General features: G+C 62.4%; 11 protein-coding genes and 1 tRNA gene. 8 read left to right on the top strand and 4 right to left on the bottom strand.

Going from position 1 to position 16,370, the window contains the following annotated elements:
• The first annotated feature begins 3 nt into the window (after positions 1-3).
• Both BLV27_RS01280 and BLV27_RS01275 read left to right on the top strand, forming a co-directional pair.
• The gene (locus BLV27_RS01280) at positions 4-990 is read left to right on the top strand and encodes an NAD-dependent epimerase/dehydratase family protein (RefSeq protein ID WP_092641098.1); all 987 of its coding nucleotides are present in this window, start codon (positions 4-6) and stop codon (positions 988-990) included.
• Between the two features lie 446 nt (positions 991-1,436).
• Positions 1,437-2,120: a Crp/Fnr family transcriptional regulator gene (locus BLV27_RS01275; RefSeq protein WP_092641095.1), complete on the top strand. Its 684-nt coding sequence runs from the start codon at positions 1,437-1,439 to the stop codon at positions 2,118-2,120.
• Between the two features lie 39 nt (positions 2,121-2,159).
• On the opposite strand, the gene BLV27_RS01270 is transcribed toward BLV27_RS01275, so the two are convergent.
• Complete coding sequence (locus BLV27_RS01270; protein WP_092641091.1) at positions 2,160-6,323, bottom strand: DUF4082 domain-containing protein; 4,164 nt, start codon at positions 6,321-6,323, stop codon at positions 2,160-2,162.
• Positions 6,324-6,539: 216 nt separating this feature from the next.
• The gene (locus tag BLV27_RS01265; protein WP_092641088.1) at positions 6,540-8,816 is read right to left on the bottom strand and encodes a DUF4082 domain-containing protein; all 2,277 of its coding nucleotides are present in this window, start codon (positions 8,814-8,816) and stop codon (positions 6,540-6,542) included.
• A gap of 686 nt (positions 8,817-9,502) precedes the next feature.
• Between BLV27_RS01265 and BLV27_RS01260 the strand changes: the two genes are divergently transcribed.
• Genes BLV27_RS01260 through BLV27_RS01240 form a run of 5 tightly spaced genes read left to right on the top strand, consistent with a single transcriptional unit; the run spans position 9,503 to position 14,326 of the window.
• Complete coding sequence (locus tag BLV27_RS01260; RefSeq protein WP_092641085.1) at positions 9,503-10,012, top strand: acyltransferase; 510 nt, start codon at positions 9,503-9,505, stop codon at positions 10,010-10,012.
• A complete protein-coding gene (locus BLV27_RS01255; protein ID WP_092641082.1) occupies positions 10,009-11,028 on the top strand; it encodes a Gfo/Idh/MocA family protein in 1,020 nt (339 codons plus the stop codon). The genes BLV27_RS01260 and BLV27_RS01255 overlap by 4 nt, the downstream gene beginning before the upstream one ends.
• Positions 11,025-12,140: a DegT/DnrJ/EryC1/StrS family aminotransferase gene (locus BLV27_RS01250; protein WP_092641079.1), complete on the top strand. Its 1,116-nt coding sequence runs from the start codon at positions 11,025-11,027 to the stop codon at positions 12,138-12,140. The genes BLV27_RS01255 and BLV27_RS01250 overlap by 4 nt, the downstream gene beginning before the upstream one ends.
• Positions 12,141-12,152: 12 nt before the next feature.
• Positions 12,153-13,151 (top strand): NAD-dependent epimerase/dehydratase family protein, encoded by a 999-nt coding sequence (locus BLV27_RS01245; RefSeq protein ID WP_092641076.1) that lies wholly within the window; start codon positions 12,153-12,155, stop codon positions 13,149-13,151.
• Positions 13,148-14,326 (top strand): DegT/DnrJ/EryC1/StrS family aminotransferase, encoded by a 1,179-nt coding sequence (locus BLV27_RS01240; RefSeq protein ID WP_092641073.1) that lies wholly within the window; start codon positions 13,148-13,150, stop codon positions 14,324-14,326. The genes BLV27_RS01245 and BLV27_RS01240 overlap by 4 nt, the downstream gene beginning before the upstream one ends.
• On the opposite strand, the gene BLV27_RS01235 is transcribed toward BLV27_RS01240, so the two are convergent.
• Together BLV27_RS01235 and BLV27_RS01230 are read right to left on the bottom strand one after the other, a co-directional pair.
• On the bottom strand, positions 14,323-14,958 hold the full coding sequence (locus tag BLV27_RS01235) for an acetyltransferase (RefSeq protein ID WP_092641070.1): 636 nt from the start codon (positions 14,956-14,958) through the stop codon (positions 14,323-14,325). The two genes, BLV27_RS01240 and BLV27_RS01235, sit on opposite strands and share 4 nt — an antisense overlap.
• Positions 14,959-15,059: 101 nt before the next feature.
• Positions 15,060-15,136, bottom strand: a tRNA-Arg gene (locus BLV27_RS01230).
• Positions 15,137-15,224: 88 nt separating this feature from the next.
• Here BLV27_RS01230 and BLV27_RS01225 point away from each other — a divergent pair.
• Positions 15,225-16,259: a LacI family DNA-binding transcriptional regulator gene (locus BLV27_RS01225; RefSeq protein ID WP_244504496.1), complete on the top strand. Its 1,035-nt coding sequence runs from the start codon at positions 15,225-15,227 to the stop codon at positions 16,257-16,259.
• Positions 16,260-16,370: the final 111 nt, after the last annotated feature.

The following is a 16,370-nucleotide window of genomic DNA, read 5'->3' as shown; positions in this document are numbered from 1 at the left end:
GACATGACCAAGACAGCACTCGTTCTCGGCGCCGGTGGCTTCATCGGCAGCCACATCGTCAAGCGTCTAAAGCGTGAGGGGATGACTGTTACCGCCGTCGACCTGAAGCGCTGCGAATTTTCCAAGAGCCCGGCCGACCGGTTCGTTCTCGGCGATCTGAGGGAGCAGTCTCTCGTGCGCTCCGTGATCGATCGTCGCTTCGATGAAGTGTATCAGTTGGCGGCCGACATGGGCGGGGCAGGGTACATCTTCACCGGGGAGAACGACGCCGACATCATGCACAATTCGGCGATGATCAATCTGAACGTCCTCGATGCCTGCCGGGAGCACGGCGTTGGGCGAATTTTCTACTCCTCGTCGGCGTGCATGTATCCGGAGCACAACCAGCTGGACCCGGACAATCCGAACTGCGCCGAAGATAGCGCCTATCCCGCCAACCCCGACAGCGAATACGGATGGGAGAAGCTGTTTTCGGAGCGTCTCTTCCTCGCCTATGCACGCAACTACGGAATGACGTGCCGGGTTGCGCGCTACCACAATATCTTTGGCCCCGAGGGCACGTGGACCGGTGGCAAGGAAAAGGCCCCGGCCGCCCTGTGCCGCAAGGTTGCCGAGACGCCGAACGGCGGCACGATCGAGGTTTGGGGCGACGGTCTGCAGACGCGGTCGTTCCTGCACGTCGATGAATGTGTCGAAGGAACTCTGCGCCTGCTGCGGTCGGATTTCGCCGGGCCCGTCAATATCGGATCGACGGAGATGATCTCGATCAACGCGCTGGCCGAGATGATCATCGGGATTTCAGGTAAGAACATCAGCGTCCGCAATATCGCGGGTCAGCAGGGCGTTCGTGGACGGAATTCCGACAACACACTAATCCGTCAGCGGCTCGGATGGGCTCCGTCCAAACCGCTCCGCACGGGTATGGCTGAAACCTACGACTGGATCTCCCGGATGCAGGAACGAGCTGACCGCGTAGCGACCCTGGTCTAGGGACTCGCCGTTTCCGGGGCGGGGCTGCACAGCTCCGCCTCGCACGCGGATGTCCCATGCGGCGTCCCCAATGTTTGCCCTGCGTCTGCCAGGATGGTCGCGAAACCCATGACCGGGACGCCGCCGCCAGGGCGCGCCAATCAAGATCAGGGTGCACTGTGCCAAGGACCTAGGCCGGATCCTAGTTAACAAATCTATCGGGGCAATTTCCTAGATGGTCGGGAACTTATGTTTCTTGAATGGGTTAACCTGTCGTATAGAGTGTTAACGAAGGTTAACGGCAGGGAGGTCAGCATCGTGTCAAACGCCAGTTCCTCCCCTTTCCGCGCGCGCCGGTGCACCCTTGTTTACTTGAGTGGGTGCCAACCGTGATATTCGATCAATCAGACAAGCCGATAACCCCCGCATCCGACCCTTTTTACCGCGTCCTTAGTCGGTATTTTAGCTTGTCTGAAGAAAACCGCCTTACGATATCCGATTTGGAGCGGCGCAGGCTGACACTGCGCCCCACCGACAACCTAGTGGATCGTCCGGCGCGGGATCGGCGGGCTTTTGTCCTGCTTAAGGGGTGGACGATCACCTACAAGATTCTCCACGATGGCTCGCGCCAGCTGCTGGATTGCCACGTTCCGGGGGACATTCTCGGCTTTCACTGCACCCAGATTCAGATTTCAGACAGGTTCATCGAACCGCTGACCGAGGTGGAGGTCGCGGAATTTTCGATCGTCGACCTAATGTCGGCGATGAACGAAGGCAACGGCCTTTCCCATGCGCTGTCTTGGTTTCTGGCGCGCGACCACGCGATCTTAGTCGAACATCTGATCAACAACGGCCGTCGCGGCGCGTTGGAGCGGGTATCTCATTTCTTTCTGGAACTGGGCGTCCGCATGGGACAGGCGGGCCAGTCCGACCCCCACGATTTCCCGCTGCCGCTGACGCAATACCTGTTGGCGGATATGCTCGGGCTCAGCGCGATCCACGTCAACCGAACCCTGCGGGACCTTCGGGAGCGGGAGCTTCTTATCCATCGCAACGGCCGCGTCGTGATCCTGAACGCGCCGCGCCTGTCGGAGCTTTGTGGTTTCGACCCCGGCTACCTGATGCCGGCCCCGCGCGCTATCTTGCGATAGACGCGCGAGCCGGGCCGGAGCCGCAATGCACGTAGCCCCTCAGAATACCAGTTCATCGACAAGCGGTGCGTTTTGCAGCAGCGCCGACAAGGCGGCGAGCGGCGTGACGTCGAAGCCCACATCAACCCAGTAATTCGTTGATTGGTAACTCTGGGTCGGGAAGACATCTGTGAGGCCGGCCGCAAAGAGCCCGTTGTTCCCGCCACCGGCCTCCAACAAACCGTCGGGGCCCGTGTAATCGGATTGGAAGAAGAACGACGTGGCGACGTAGTTCTCCGTAGTGCCATAAGACACAACGTAATCCGAGCCGGGCGTCAGCGTCACGGGTGCTGACAGTGCACCGATCTGCCAGCCGGTGTCGCCCGGATCCGACTGAACCGTTGTCGTGGCCAGCCGGTTCCCATTCGAATCCCACAGGTTCAGAACGCGCACATCCGTATCGCTCGCGTCCGGAGTGCTGCGGAAATAGCGCAGGTCAGAAACTTCCCCTTCGGTTGTCGCCGAGAACTGCACGCCGAGCTCGTAAACCGTCGGGTCGGTGGTGATCGTGGTTGCCGGTGTGTCGGTCTCCGCGAACAAGGTGGCGAAGGAAAGCGGCGGGGCCTCCGGGTCTTCATCCGTCACGGTGATCTGGATATCCTGCGTCACCGCAGGGGCGATCCCGTCGGACACTGCGACCGTGACGTCATAGATATTGTCGCCCCCGGTATCGGCGGGCAGCTCGAAATCGGGACGGTCGACGAAGCTGAGGACGCCGCTGGTTGCGTCGATGTTGAACCGTGCCGCGTCGACCCCGCCGGCGATCGAGTAGGTCAACAGGTTGTTGTCCGCATCGGTCGCCGTGATCGTGCCCGCGAGGGTCTGGTTCTCAAGGGCCGAGAACGCGTTGGCCGACGTCAGGACGGGGGCCTCGTTGCTGGGTACCACGCCGGGCTCGAAGCCCAGGTCGACCCAGTAGTTCGTCGCATTGAAGCTCGAGGTCGGGGCGGCGAGGTCGGCACCGTAGCGATAGACGCCGTTTGTAATGGCATCCGCGCTGAGCACGCCGGAGGCGTTGGTATAGTTGGTCCCGAAGAACCCGCTCGAGCCAAGGTAATTGTCGTCGGTACGGTAGGAGGCGGTATAGGTCTGGCCTGCCTGGATCAGGACCGGCGATGCAAACGTTGCCGTCTGCCAGCCTGTCTCGCCCGGTGCGGAGATGAATTGCCCGGTCGCCAGAAGGGTTCCGGCGGCGTTCCACAGGTGTGCGGCGCGCACGTCGGTATCACCCGCATCCCCGGCCGCGCGGTAGTAGCGTACCTCGGTGATGACGCCAGCCTGGGTCGCCTCGAACTCCACGCCCAGTTCCAGAGCCTGTCCGTCGTTCAGGAGAGGCGCACTCACCGGCGTTTCATTGAACAGCGAGTCGAGTGGGTTGGGCGGGCTCTCAGGATCCTGATCCGTCACGGTGATCTGGATATCCTGCGTCACCGCAGGGGCGATCCCGTCGGACACTGCGACCGTGACGTCATAGATATTGTCGCCCCCGGTATCGGCGGGCAGCTCGAAATCGGGACGGTCGACGAAGCTGAGGACGCCGCTGGTTGCGTCGATGTTGAACCGTGCCGCGTCGACCCCGCCGGCGATCGAGTAGGTCAGCACGTCATTCTGACCGTCCTGCGCCACAATCGTGGCGGCGGTGAAGCCGTTCTCGACCGTGGAAAACGCGGTCCCGCTGGTGATGACAGGGGCCGTGTTGCCGGGCGCACCAATCTCATAGGTCAGGTCGACCCAGTAGTTGCTTTCCTGGAAGCTTTGCGTCGGCACGGCCAGGTCGGCTCCGTAGCGGTACACTCCGCCGATGGTGGCTGGAACGGACAACTGGTTAAAGGGTTCGGAGTAGTCGAACGCGAAGAATCCGGCGCTTGCGACGTAGTTGTCCAGGGTTTTGTAGGAGGCGGTGTAGGTCTGGCCGGCCGTAACCGTCACGGGCGTGCTGAGGGCGACGGTCTGCCATCCGACTGCGCCGGGTGCAGAGTTGAAGGTGACTGTCGCCAAAAGGTTGCCCGCCGGGCCCCAAAGGTGCCCGCTACGAACATCCGTATCGTCAGCATCCCCTGCCGCACGCCAGTAGCTCAACTCGGTCACGACACCGGTCTGTGCCACTTCAAACCTGACCCCCAGTTCGAGGGCAGCCGCGTCACTGATCGGTGCTTCGGCTACCGGAGTACCGTCGAACAGCGAGAAACTGTCGGGCAGCGGCGGAGTCGTGACCGTCACGATGTCCGAAGGAAGGCCGGTGTTGACCGGCAGATTGAGGCTGTCGTCGATGGCGCGCGCGCGGATCGTGTAGGTGTCTGCAACGACCGGAGTCCAGGAATAGGTCCAGTTGGCACGCCCTTCGGCGGGCCGCCACGTCGCGCCGTCGTCAAATGACACCTCGACCATCGCGACTTGTCCATCGTCGGTCAACGGATCGCCGTCGTCATCGGTCGCCGTCCCGCTGATGACGTAGGTTTGAAACGCGAGAACCTCGTCGGGGATGTTGTCGAGTGTGATGCTAGCTGCGACCGTGTCGGTCGACGCTTCGGCCCGGACCAGGCCGCGAGACGCCAGGATCGCGTCGGAAACGCCGGGCTGAATGCCCATGTCTGCAAACATATTGATGGTAAACTGTTTGAGTGCGAGGTTCTCGACCAATACGCCATAGGGCGAGGAGTCGTGCTCATCGCTCAGGCCCCAGGTCCAGAATACGGTACCTGCGGAGAACACCAGCGCGCCGGACGGGGCCCGGTAGAGCGTCAGCGCATGCGTGTCCGTACCGGGGACGGTGCGGCTGCCCTGGTCTATCAGAAGCTCTGGCCAATCCACCAATGTGTTCGACAATTCGATCAGGCCCGCCGGACGGAATTCGTCATCCGGCACGTTGTTCCATTCGTAGCCGATGATTCCGGGGGCGAGGTTCGTCACGCCACCATCCGCGACGGTCGTGTCGCGCCAGAAGCGCAGGCCCGCAAGTTCGGCTGGAACGTCCACTCCGACGTCATCAACAGTGGCACCATCGCCCTTGAACGCTGTACCGATCAGGGCGTGTTCCGGCTCGGCCCCGCTGGCGATCAGGTTGCCTTGTGCATCGACCGACTCAACGAACCGCAGATCGCGCCAGGTGCCCGTCCATTCGTTCGCGGGATCCAGGTTGGCGTAATCCTCGGGCTGCGCGCCCAACGAGTAATTCGCCCATGTTTCCTTGTAGCTCACGAGGGTGCGGTACTCGGTACCGTTGCCATCGATGCTCGTCTCCCAGCGAGTCTTCCAGTACATGTCGTTGCCGCCCCAGAACTGGAGGTTTACCCCAGCGTCGCGCGCGGCCTCGACATTGTCTCGCTGATCTCCGGACCAGTATTCGTCGTGCCCGACCGACAGGAACGATTTGTGCCCCAAAAGCGCGTCGACCCCCAGCCGATCCGTATCCACGCCCGAGATGTAGCTGACGTCATAGCCCTGCTTTTCCAGCCAGTAGATCGCGGCGTAATCGGCACCGAACAGGTAATCCTGCGCCCCCGCGGCAAAGCCGCCGCCGTCGCGCGTGATCATGGGCCGGTTGTAGGATACGGCATAGGCGCGATCCACGCCCAGCGGGCTCGGATCCGGGAGTCCGGGATCTTCGGAGGGGAAACCGCCGTAGAAGTTCCCGCCGACCTGCGAATTGTTGCCGGCCCAGCCGTTGTAGGCCTGCCACGTCGTGTCCGACGTCTGAAGGACGATATCGCTGCGCGTTCCGTCGGAGCGGAGGGCGTCTTCGCGCACAATGAAGGGTATCTGGTTCGTCTCGCCATTGTCGGCGCGCACAAGCTTGGCCAGATAGACGCCGGAGACTGCGTCTTCGGGCGTCAACCATTGGGCAGAAGCCGCCCAGTTGCCAGCGTCCACCAGCCCGCGCTCATCGGTGATCGGATCGGGTTGCGCCGTTCCGGTCAGCCCGTCCAGCGTCGTCACCAGCGTCGCACCGTCGCCGCCGTAGTATCCCAGCCGGTAGATCTCGATGGTGTAGGGGACCTCGACCCCCTCGGCGGCATTGACGTTGATCTTGAAGGTGACCCCCTCGCCCTGATCGACGCTGAAGTCTGTGGCGAAGCCTTCGATCTGATTGCTCGCCGGAGCATCCCAGATTTCGCGAGCCGTGCCGGGTTTCAGGTTTTCCGCGATGATGGGGTTCAGCGCCATTCGATATCCCTCCGTGTCGGCCGGATTGCCGGACAAAGGGCGAGTGTGCACCGTGGCGCGAATTTGGGAAATTCACCTGACGGTCAAATTCGGGGCTTCTTGCGGTGCAAAGTGTCCTCCGCCCGATGAGCTATGGAGTCATCGGGCGGAGGGCTGTTATCAGAGGAGGTAGGTCGCAATCGCTTCTAGTAATCTTTCCTAAAAGCCTTGCGTGCCTCAGGCAAACCAGTCCATCGGCACCCCAGGTTCGGGGATCAGGAGCGCACCGCTGGAAAAGGTATCCAACGCCACTTCGGTCTGGAAGGTGAAGCTGTCCACGTCCGGAGCTGCATCGAACAGAACATCGATCCAGTAGTTGCTCTGGTTGTAGCTCTCCGTCGGCGCGGCGTTGGTCAGGCCATAGTCGAAGACCCCGGCGTCGGCTTCCACGTGGAGCGCACCCGACGAGATCGTCTGGTCGAAGAACCCCTGGCTGTAGGCGTAGGTCCCCTGGGGGGCCTGGTAGGACACGGTGTAACTCTGTCCTGCCTCCACGGCGATGGGAGTGTCGAGCATGACCTCCTGCCAGCCGCCATCGACCGTATCGACGAAGGTGGCCGTTGCGATGGCGTTACCATTCCCATCCCAGAGCGTCGCCGGCATTTCAGCGTCGTTCGCCTCGCCGCGCCAGACGCGGAAGCCGTCGATTTCGCCCGCGGTTTCAACGCAGAAGCGCATGCCGAGCTCAACCGCCGATGTGTCGTTAAGTGCAACATCGAACGGCTGACCCATGTCGGTCAGAATGCTCTGATAGGTCGTTGGTATCAGCGGTGCTGTGACCTCCCCGGACTCTGTCGTACTTGCTGGCAAACCAAGCAAAACTGGTGCCGGGGCCTCGATCGCGGCGCTTTCGGTCACGGGGGCGGGAGTCGCATCTTCGTCGACCTTGATCCTTGCCCGTGCGGTATCGAATCCGCCGTTTCCGTCGGTGACACGGTAGACAACGGTTGCGCGCGCTCCGCCGTCGGAAGTGAACAGGATGTCACCGTCCTCCGTTATGCTTGCTTCACCGTTCTTCGTACTGACGATCGATGAGATCGTGATCGTGTCTCCGTCGGCATCTGTGTCATTGGCGACGAGATCCGCCTGCCGCAGGATCAGCGGCGAATCGGGGGATGTCTCGAATCCGATGTCGGTTTTCGCTTCCGGAGCGGTATTGTCCGCCGGAGCCGGAGCCGGAGCCGGCTCGAATACCGGTTCAGGCGCAGGTGCAGGCTCGGGCGTCGGAGCTGGCGCGGGTTGCGATGGCGCTGGTGCTGCCGCGGCAGTGCTTCCAGCTTCCTGCGCACCGATATCGACCGTACCGTTGGTGCGTCCGTCGCCGTCCACATCCGTACTGAACAGGCCAAAGGCCCCGGTACCCGAGTCGATCGCCGGGGATCCTGCGGCAAGGTTGAAGTTCCCGTTTGCCGGATCGACGAACTCGGGGTCGACGCCATACAGGTTGCCGTCCGCAGTGCTGGGGGCAGGGTTTCCGCCGTCGGTACGTGCCGAAACCTGGCCGATCGAGCCGTTGAACATCAAGTTGTTCTGCCAGACGACGTTGTCGTTAGAGTAACCACCGTAGGAGGTGTTGTCGACGGCTCGGTTGTCACTGTTGATGCCCGGATCGGCGACCATGATGTTGTTGACGAAGGTGTTGTCGCTGGACTGCGAGTTCGAGATCTCGCCCCGCCACGTGCCGTCGTTCGCTTGGTCGACGTTGTTGTGATAGGCGGTGTTGCCACGCACGGTGACGTTATCGCTCCAGACGACCTGGATGCCCTTACCGCCGTTGCCGTAGGCGACGTTCCCCTCGACCAGGGTGGCGAAGGTGTAGTTTGGAAAGCCTGATGCCTGCGTGCTCTGGAAGTCATCGATGATGATGCCGTTCCCGTCGGTATGGGCACCGCCATAGGTCACGTTGTCATAGCTGACGTTGTTGCGGACGATCGTTCGGAAGCCGTCCGTGCTGGTGTCGCCCGTGATGTTCCGGTTCTGGTAGATCGAGATGCCGGAATACCACCCCGAGGCCGCGTTCCCGTAGGTCTCGTTGCCTTCGACGGTGATGAAGTCGGAGTAGTTGAATTGAATCCCCGACTCGCCATTCCCGTGCAGGACGTTATCGCGCACGGTGATGTGGTGAACGTTATCGGCCTCGATCCCGTCGCCTGCGGCGTTCGCGATCTCGAAACCCTCGATCGTGACGTAGTTCGCGTTGACGCTGATCGCGTTCCAGCCGGAGCTCGGCTCGATCAGGACGGTTCCGGGCACTTCGGCCCGCAGGGTGACGTCGCCCGCCGCGGATCCACCGCGATTGATGTTGAGCGACTCGTCATAAGTTCCCGCGCGGACCACGATTTCGTCCCCGGGGGCCAGATTTGAATCAAGCGCACGGGAAATACTGCGGAAAGGTGAGCCGGCACTTCCGTCCGCCCCATCGTTTCCATTTACGTCGACATAGTAGACTGCCATTCAATGAGTCCTTTTTTTTATTTTGGGCGTTCGGCCCGAGAAGAGCGATTGTGCTGATCCCGCGGTCGAGCAGGTGGTGAAGCAGCGTTTCGTATCGTCTGGATTAAGTATCAGCCTCCTTTTCGTTCGCCAGACCTCGCCCTTTGGGTGAGCGAGTTCCCGTTTGCCCGAACCCGACTACGGCTCCGGCATGGGGGACATTTAATGCCTAAGGCGGATGATTGCCGTGTTTCTACAAAGAGTTGTCACGGATTTTCCGGCGACCGTCCTTTTCGGCGAAAAGCCGCTTCCATTATTTGAAGTTGCGCACCGGCTCGCCCGGGGGGGCACGCTTCGGCGGGGGTTTGCCGCCTGTCGGCAAGTAACCACCGCTAAATCTGGCTTCGGAGTTGGGTCCGGACCCAATCGCCAGCCGACTCGCACTCCTCCAAAGGGCGCAAGGTCTCATCCTATCGGACATCCTAGAGGGCTCTTTGGTGGTCTTTGGGTCGGCGGGGTCTGACAACCTGTGCACCGCCTTCCGCTGAATGGCTCCTCCGGGCGGTCTTGATGCCGGAGTAGAGCCGCTCAATTCATGCGCCGATCCGCCCAAATGCCTAGTTCAACAAACACCGCCTGTTTGCGAGCCTCAGGGCTTGATCCGTAGTGCCGAACCATTTTGGCCAACCGAAGACAGGACAACCGACTTGCCCATTACCAATTGCACTCTCGGTCCGAATGTCACGGTCACGCATCCCGATCTGGTTAACCTTTATGGCTGCGAGGTCGGGGCGGGTAGCCGCATCGGCCCGTTCGTGGAGATCCAGGCCGGAAGCGTCGTCGGTGCGGACTGCAAGGTTTCCTCCCACAGCTTCATTTGCGAGGGCGTCACGCTTGAGGACGGCGTCTTCGTCGGGCACGGCGTGATGTTCACCAACGACGTCTATCCTGCCGCAACCAACGCCGACGGCACCCTCAAGGGCAGTGACGACTGGACCTGCGAGCCGACGCACGTGGGGCGTGGGGCTGCCATCGGGTCGAACGCAACAATCCTGTGTGGACTGAGGATCGGGACCGGAGCCCTGATCGGGGCCGGCGCGGTCGTGACCCGTGACGTGCCTGACGGCGCGATCATGGCAGGCGTTCCGGCGCGCCGGATCGGCACTCAAGAAGCATTTAAAAATGAACACAGCCAGAATCTGGAGACGCAATCATGATTAGAATGGGTATCGCAGGCTATGGGTATTGGGGTCCGAACCTCGCACGTGCAGTGTCCGAATCGGGATGTGCGCGAGTCGAGATGATTGCCGACCAGTCCGATGCCGCCTGTGCCCGTGCGGCGCTGCGCCACCCGGATGCACGGCTGACGGCAGACATCCAGGCGATGATCGTCGATCCCGCGGTCGATGCGATCATGATCGCCACGCCGGTCGCCACCCACTTTGAGTTGGCCCGCGCGGCGCTCCGCGCCGGCAAGCACGTCCTCGTCGAGAAGCCGATGGCCGAGACCCCGGCGCGCGCCGCCGAGTTGGTCGAACTGGCGGACAAGAAGGGTCTGGTCCTGATGGTCGACCATACCTTTATCTACACCGGCGCGGTTCAGGAAATCACACGGCTCATCAAGAAGGGCGATTTGGGTCAGGTCTATTATTATGACTCGACCCGCGTGAACCTTGGGCTGTTCCAGCAGGATGTGAACGTCATTTGGGACCTGGCTGTGCACGATCTGGCCATCCTGGACCACATCTTCGACGCGAAGCCGGTGGCTGTGTCCGCCAGTTCCGCCGCCTGCATCAAGGGCAGCCCGGCCAACATGGCGCATATGTCGATCTATTACGACGACGGCGCGATGGCCCATCTGAACGTGAACTGGCTTGCCCCGGTCAAGATCCGGCAGACGCTGATCGGCGGAAGCCGCCGCATGATCATCTACGACGACATGCAGAGCAGCGAGAAGGTCAAAGTCTATGACCGCGGGGCCGCACCCAGCGATAACCCCTATGAGCCGAGGATGTCCTACCGGCTGGGCGACATGCATGCCCCGGCGTTGTCCAGCAAGGAAGCCTTGCTGAGCGAGGTGCAGGAGTTCGTGCGGTGCATCGAAACCGGCGGCGTGCCCATCACCGACGGCCACAGCGGGCTGCGCGTGGTCGAGTTGCTGGACGCGGCGACGCGGTCCACCCGGCAACGTGGCTTTCCAGTTGAGCTTCAGCAAGAGAGGGTCGCATCGTGATTCCGTTTCTAGATCTCCGCAGTCAGTACCGCTCCATCGCGGAGGACGTCGAAGCCGCCGTCCTCCAGACGATGCGCAGCGGCAATTACATCCTTGGCGAGCCTGTCGACCGCTTCGAAGAGAACTTCGCCGCTTTTTGCGGGGCCCGGCACTGCGTCGCCGTCAACAGCGGCACCTCGGCGCTGCACATGGCACTCCTGGCCGCGGGCGTGGGACCCGGTGACGAAGTGATAACGGTGCCCTCGACCTTTGTGGCGACGGTGGCGGCCATTCTCTATGCTGGCGCAACGCCCGTCCTGGTCGACATCGATCCGGTGACCTGGACGATGGACCCGGCGGGCATCGCTGCCGCCATCACGCCGAAAACGAAAGCCATCTTGCCGGTTCATTTGCATGGACGGCTGGCGGACATGGAGGCGATCTGCGCCATCGCGCGTCAGAACGACCTGATCGTGATTGAAGACGCGGCGCAGGCCCACGGCGCGACGCGCGACGGCTATCGTGCGGGCACCTTCGGTGACATCGGCTGCTTCAGCTTCTATCCCGGCAAGAACCTTGGCGCTTATGGGGAAGGAGGGGCGATCGTGACCGGATCGTCCGCGCTGGCCGATAGCGTTCGGTGCCTGAGCGACTGGGGTCAAAAGGGTAAGGGCAACCACGTCCTGGAGGGGTTCAACGCCCGCATGGACACGGTGCAGGCAGCGATCCTGGACGTGAAGCTTCCGCACCTGGAGGACTGGACCACCGGCCGACGGCGCGTGGCGAACCGCTACCATGAGGAGCTTTCGCCCGAAATCGAACGGCCGGCGGGGCCCATTGGCGACGATCACGCGTGCCACGTCTATGCGATCCGGGTGGCCGACCGCGACACCGTGCGCGCCCAACTGGCGGCGGTCAATATTCCGACGGCCATTCACTATCCCGTGCCGGTTCATTTGCAACCCGCCTATGCGCGACTGGGATACGCCCGTGGTGATTTCCCCGTGGCCGAGGCACTGGCCGACACGACCCTGTCGTTGCCGATCTATCCCGAACTTAACGACTCCGACCTGCGGCAGATCCTGACTTCGGTGAACCGATACGCTGGAGAGACCATCCCGGTCGAAGCATGAAAGGATGACCCAATGAAACGTGGCCCCCTCTACGGAAAACGCGTCCTGGTGACCGGCGGCAGCGGCTTTGTCGGCTCGCATATCGTCGATCTGCTTCTTCAGGAAGGATGCAGCGAGATCGTCGTAGTCGACAACATGGTGCGCGGGCGGCGGGAAAACCTTGCCGTCGCACTCGAAGATGACCGGTTGAACCTGATCGAAGGCGACATCTGCGACCGCGCCCTGATGCAGCGGCTTGTCATCGGAACGGATACCGTGTTCCATCAGGCGGCACTGCGGATCACGCACTGCGCCGCTGAACCCGATGCGGCGATGGCGGTGATGGTACAGGCGACCTATGACCTTTTGCAGACATGCAAGGAGGCCGGGGTGCGCAAGGTGGTGATGGCGTCTTCCGCATCGATCTACGGAATGGCACCCAGCTTCCCGACGCCCGAGACCGACCCGCCCTATGGCAATCGTACACTCTACGGTGCGGCGAAAAGTATGGGCGAGGGTCTGTTGCGGTCGTTCAACGACATGTACGGCCTCGACTACGTCGCCTTGCGGTATTTCAACGTCTACGGGCCCCGGATGGATCTGCACGGTCGCTATACCGAGGTGATGGTCCGTTGGATGGAGCGGATCGCGGCTGGTCAGCCGCCCATCGTCTTCGGCGACGGGTTGCAGACCATGGACATGATCGACGTGCGCGACGTTGCGCGGGCCAATATCCTGGCGGCGAACATGCCGGCAACCGATGCCGTGTTCAACGTCGGCAGCGGCACCGAGACGTCCCTGCTGGACCTCGCGCACCTGCTGTCTGCGGGCATGGGCCGCCCCGAGCTGATCCCCGTTCACGCCGAGGAGCGCAGCGTTAATCCCGTGCCGCGGCGGCTGGCCTCGACCGTGGCCGCGTCCGAACAACTTGGTTTTGAAGCGGAGATCCCGGTGGACCGCGGCATCGCCGATCTGATCGACTGGTGGCGCAGCGAACTGGCGACTGAACCCCCACTGGAGGTGTCGGCATGATCCCCATCGCAAAGCCGTTCCTCGGGGAGGAAGAGGCGCAAGCCGCCCACGATGCCGTTCTGTCTGGATGGGTGTCCCAAGGGCCGCAGGTTGCCGCCTTCGAGGCGGAATTCGCCGAGGACGTGGGGGCCCCCCACGCCTGTGCCGTATCGAATTGCACGACCGCGCTGCACCTGGCTTGCCTCGGACTGGGAATCGGGCCCGGGGACGAGGTCATTACCGTGAGCCATTCGTTTATCGCCGGCGCGAACGCGATCCGGCAATGTGGTGCGATCCCGATTTTCGTCGATATCGAGCCGGGCGGGTTCAACATCGACCTTGATGCGACGGCTGCGGCGATCACGTCGAAGACACGCGCGATTCTGTGCGTCCATCAGATCGGGATGCCCTGCGATCTGCCGGGGCTTCTTGCCATCGCGCAGGCACACAACCTGCCGTTGATCGAAGATGCGGCCTGCGCGATCGGATCGGAGATTCTGATAGATGACACATGGCAGGCGATCGGCCGACCCCATGGGGACGTCGCCTGTTTCTCTTTCCACCCGCGCAAGGTTATTACGACGGGCGAAGGCGGGATGCTTACGACCCGTGATGCGGCACTAGATGCGCGGTTTCGCCTGTGGCGACAGCACAGCATGTCGGTCTCCGACACGGCCCGGCATGCGGCGCGGGAAATCGTCTTCGAGGACTATCCGGAGCTTGGCTACAACTATCGCATGACTGATATCCAGGCGGCGGTGGGACGCGTTCAGTTGAAGCGCCTGCCCGAAATCGTTCGAAGACGTCGCGAGATCGCGGCGCAGCTTACGGAGAGCCTGGCGGATATCCACGGTGCGAAGCCCCCGGTCGAGCCGCCCTGGGCGCGGAGCAACTGGCAAAGCTATTGCGTTACCCTTGATCCGGACATCGACCAGAAACGGCTGATGCAGGCCATGCTGGATCGCGGCGTCGCCACCCGGCGCGGCATCATGTGCATGCACCTTGAGGAGTCGCAGGCCGATTTGCCCATGCGCCACGATCTGCGCCGTTCCACGTACGCGCGGGATCATTCGGTTCTGCTGCCGGTCCACCCGCTGATGACCGATGCCATGGTGCAAACCGTTGTGGACGCCCTGAGAGAGGCGGTGCCGGAAGCCCGGTCGACCGTCAAGTTTCTCCAGGCAATGGAGGCCTAGCCACCGGCCCCGCGCAGCACGCGCGCGGGGTTGCCCGCGACAATGTCACCCGGGGCCACGTCCCGGATGACATTCGCCGCCATTCCGACCAATGCGCCCGCCCCGATCTGTACCCCGCTCATGATCGTGGCCCCACTGCCGACATAACAGCTTTCCCCGATCCGCACGCCACCCGCGATCGTCACGTGCGTACCAATGATGCTGTGATCTCCGATCGTAACGTCGTGGTGGATGACGGCCTGCGGCAAGACCATCACATGTTCGCCCAAAACCGCATTCGACGTCAGTGTCGCCCCTGAAAACAGCACGCTTCCCGCCCCGACCTGCGCGAAACGCGATACGACCGCGTGCCCGTCGATCAGTCGTGCGAAGCGTGTCGCCGGAACGCCCAGCCGCGCTATGAGCGCTCCGCGACCGCGAAACGATTTTTCCGATCCGATCAGGCAGAGAAACTGCGCGTCTCCGAACTCCGGCACCGCAGACAGCGGATGAACCGGCACGCCTTCGAACGCGGGGCCGTGGGCCGGATCGTCGGAGAGGATCGCGGCGATCTCGTACTGCGCCTGCGCCGCTTCGAATGCCTCAAGCATGTTGCCGCTGAACCCGATCAGGACAAGGCGAGATAAGGTCATGGCGGCGGTCCTTCCCGTTAGGGGCAAGTTGTGCCCGAGGAGTGATCGTCGCATGGGAAGGACGGCGGATAAACCTCTCGCCGCGACGGGTTGGCGACGCATGGTGATCCCGGCAGGACTCGAACCTGCAACCTGCCCCTTAGGAGGGGGCTGCTCTATCCAGTTGAGCCACGGGACCCCGGCTCCAGATAGCCCTGTCCGGTGCGCCTTGTCCACAGGTGGTCCCGCGCGTTAACGTGCGGAACAATCGCGCCCCGGAGGATCATTTGACGCGCCGCAACACCCGCCATCAGCATCTGACCCTTCGCGACGTCTCCGAGGCGTCGGGCGTCAGCGAAATGACCGTCAGTCGGGTTCTGCGCAATCGCGGCGACGTGAGCGACAAGACCCGCGCCAAGGTGGTCGAGGCGGCCAAACGCCTGGGCTATGTCCCCAACAAGATCGCGGGTGCCTTGGCATCCAACCGGGTCAACCTGGTGGCCGTGATCGTGCCCAGTCTGTCCAACCTCGTCTTCCCCGAGGTGATCGCCGGGATCGATGAGGTCCTGGCCGACACGCCCCTGCAACCTGTGATCGGGGCCACGAATTACGACCCTGAAAAGGAAGAAAAGACCCTTTTCGAGATGCTGTCATGGCGGCCCTCGGGTGTGATTATCGCGGGGCTGGAGCATACTGAGGCAAGCCGCGCGATGCTGGCCAACTGCGGTGTGCCGGTCGTCGAGGTGATGGATGTGGACGGCGACCCGATCGACGCTGCGGTGGGCATCAGTCACCGGCGCGCGGGCTACCAGGTCGGGACCGAGATCGCGGCGCGCGGGTACAAACGTGTCGGGCTGCTGGGCACCAAGGTCGATGGCGATCATCGCGCCCGCAAGCGGATCGAGGGGTTGGAACAGGCACTGTCCGAAAACAATATCCCGGTCGCCGACCATATGGCCTATTCGGGTTGGTCCGGCTTTGCCAAGGGTCGCGAAATGACCAAAGCCATGCTGGAACGCACGCCAGATGTGGATTTTCTCTTCTATACCAACGACCTGACGGGCGCAGGCGGCCTGCTCTATGCGCTGGAGCAGGGGCTGGATGTTGGTGGAGGCCTGGGTCTTGCGGGGTTCAATGCCTTCGAGTTGCTGGACGGTTTGCCGCGCAATCTGGCCACCGTGGACAGCCGCCGCCGGGAAGCAGGGCAGATCGCAGCGCGGATCGTCGCGGGGGACTATACATTCGATGGCGACGACCGCCGGGTGGAACTCACGCCGACGTTCATCGCTGGCAATACGCTGCGGAATCGCCTGACCGATTGATCGCGATTTCGCTACAATCATCCACCATGCCAACATTGTGCCGTATTTTTCTGCCACCTGAGCCCTGACCCGAACTGATGTGCCTTTCACGGCAGGACTTGACGCATGCCA

This window comes from Jannaschia faecimaris, from assembly GCF_900107415.1.
GTDB lineage: Bacteria > Pseudomonadota > Alphaproteobacteria > Rhodobacterales > Rhodobacteraceae > Jannaschia > Jannaschia faecimaris.
This window is presented reverse-complemented; position numbering and strand designations above follow the sequence as displayed.

Coding starts and splice junctions, on each gene's coding strand:
- BLV27_RS01280 (WP_092641098.1), top strand. CDS start 4: ATGACCAAGACAGCACTCGTTCTCGGCGCCGGTGGCTTCATCGGCAGC.
- BLV27_RS01270 (WP_092641091.1), bottom strand. CDS start 6,323: ATGGCGCTGAACCCCATCATCGCGGAAAACCTGAAACCCGGCACGGCT.
- BLV27_RS01265 (WP_092641088.1), bottom strand. CDS start 8,816: ATGGCAGTCTACTATGTCGACGTAAATGGAAACGATGGGGCGGACGGA.
- BLV27_RS01255 (WP_092641082.1), top strand. CDS start 10,009: ATGATTAGAATGGGTATCGCAGGCTATGGGTATTGGGGTCCGAACCTC.
- BLV27_RS01245 (WP_092641076.1), top strand. CDS start 12,153: ATGAAACGTGGCCCCCTCTACGGAAAACGCGTCCTGGTGACCGGCGGC.
- BLV27_RS01240 (WP_092641073.1), top strand. CDS start 13,148: ATGATCCCCATCGCAAAGCCGTTCCTCGGGGAGGAAGAGGCGCAAGCC.
- BLV27_RS01235 (WP_092641070.1), bottom strand. CDS start 14,958: ATGACCTTATCTCGCCTTGTCCTGATCGGGTTCAGCGGCAACATGCTT.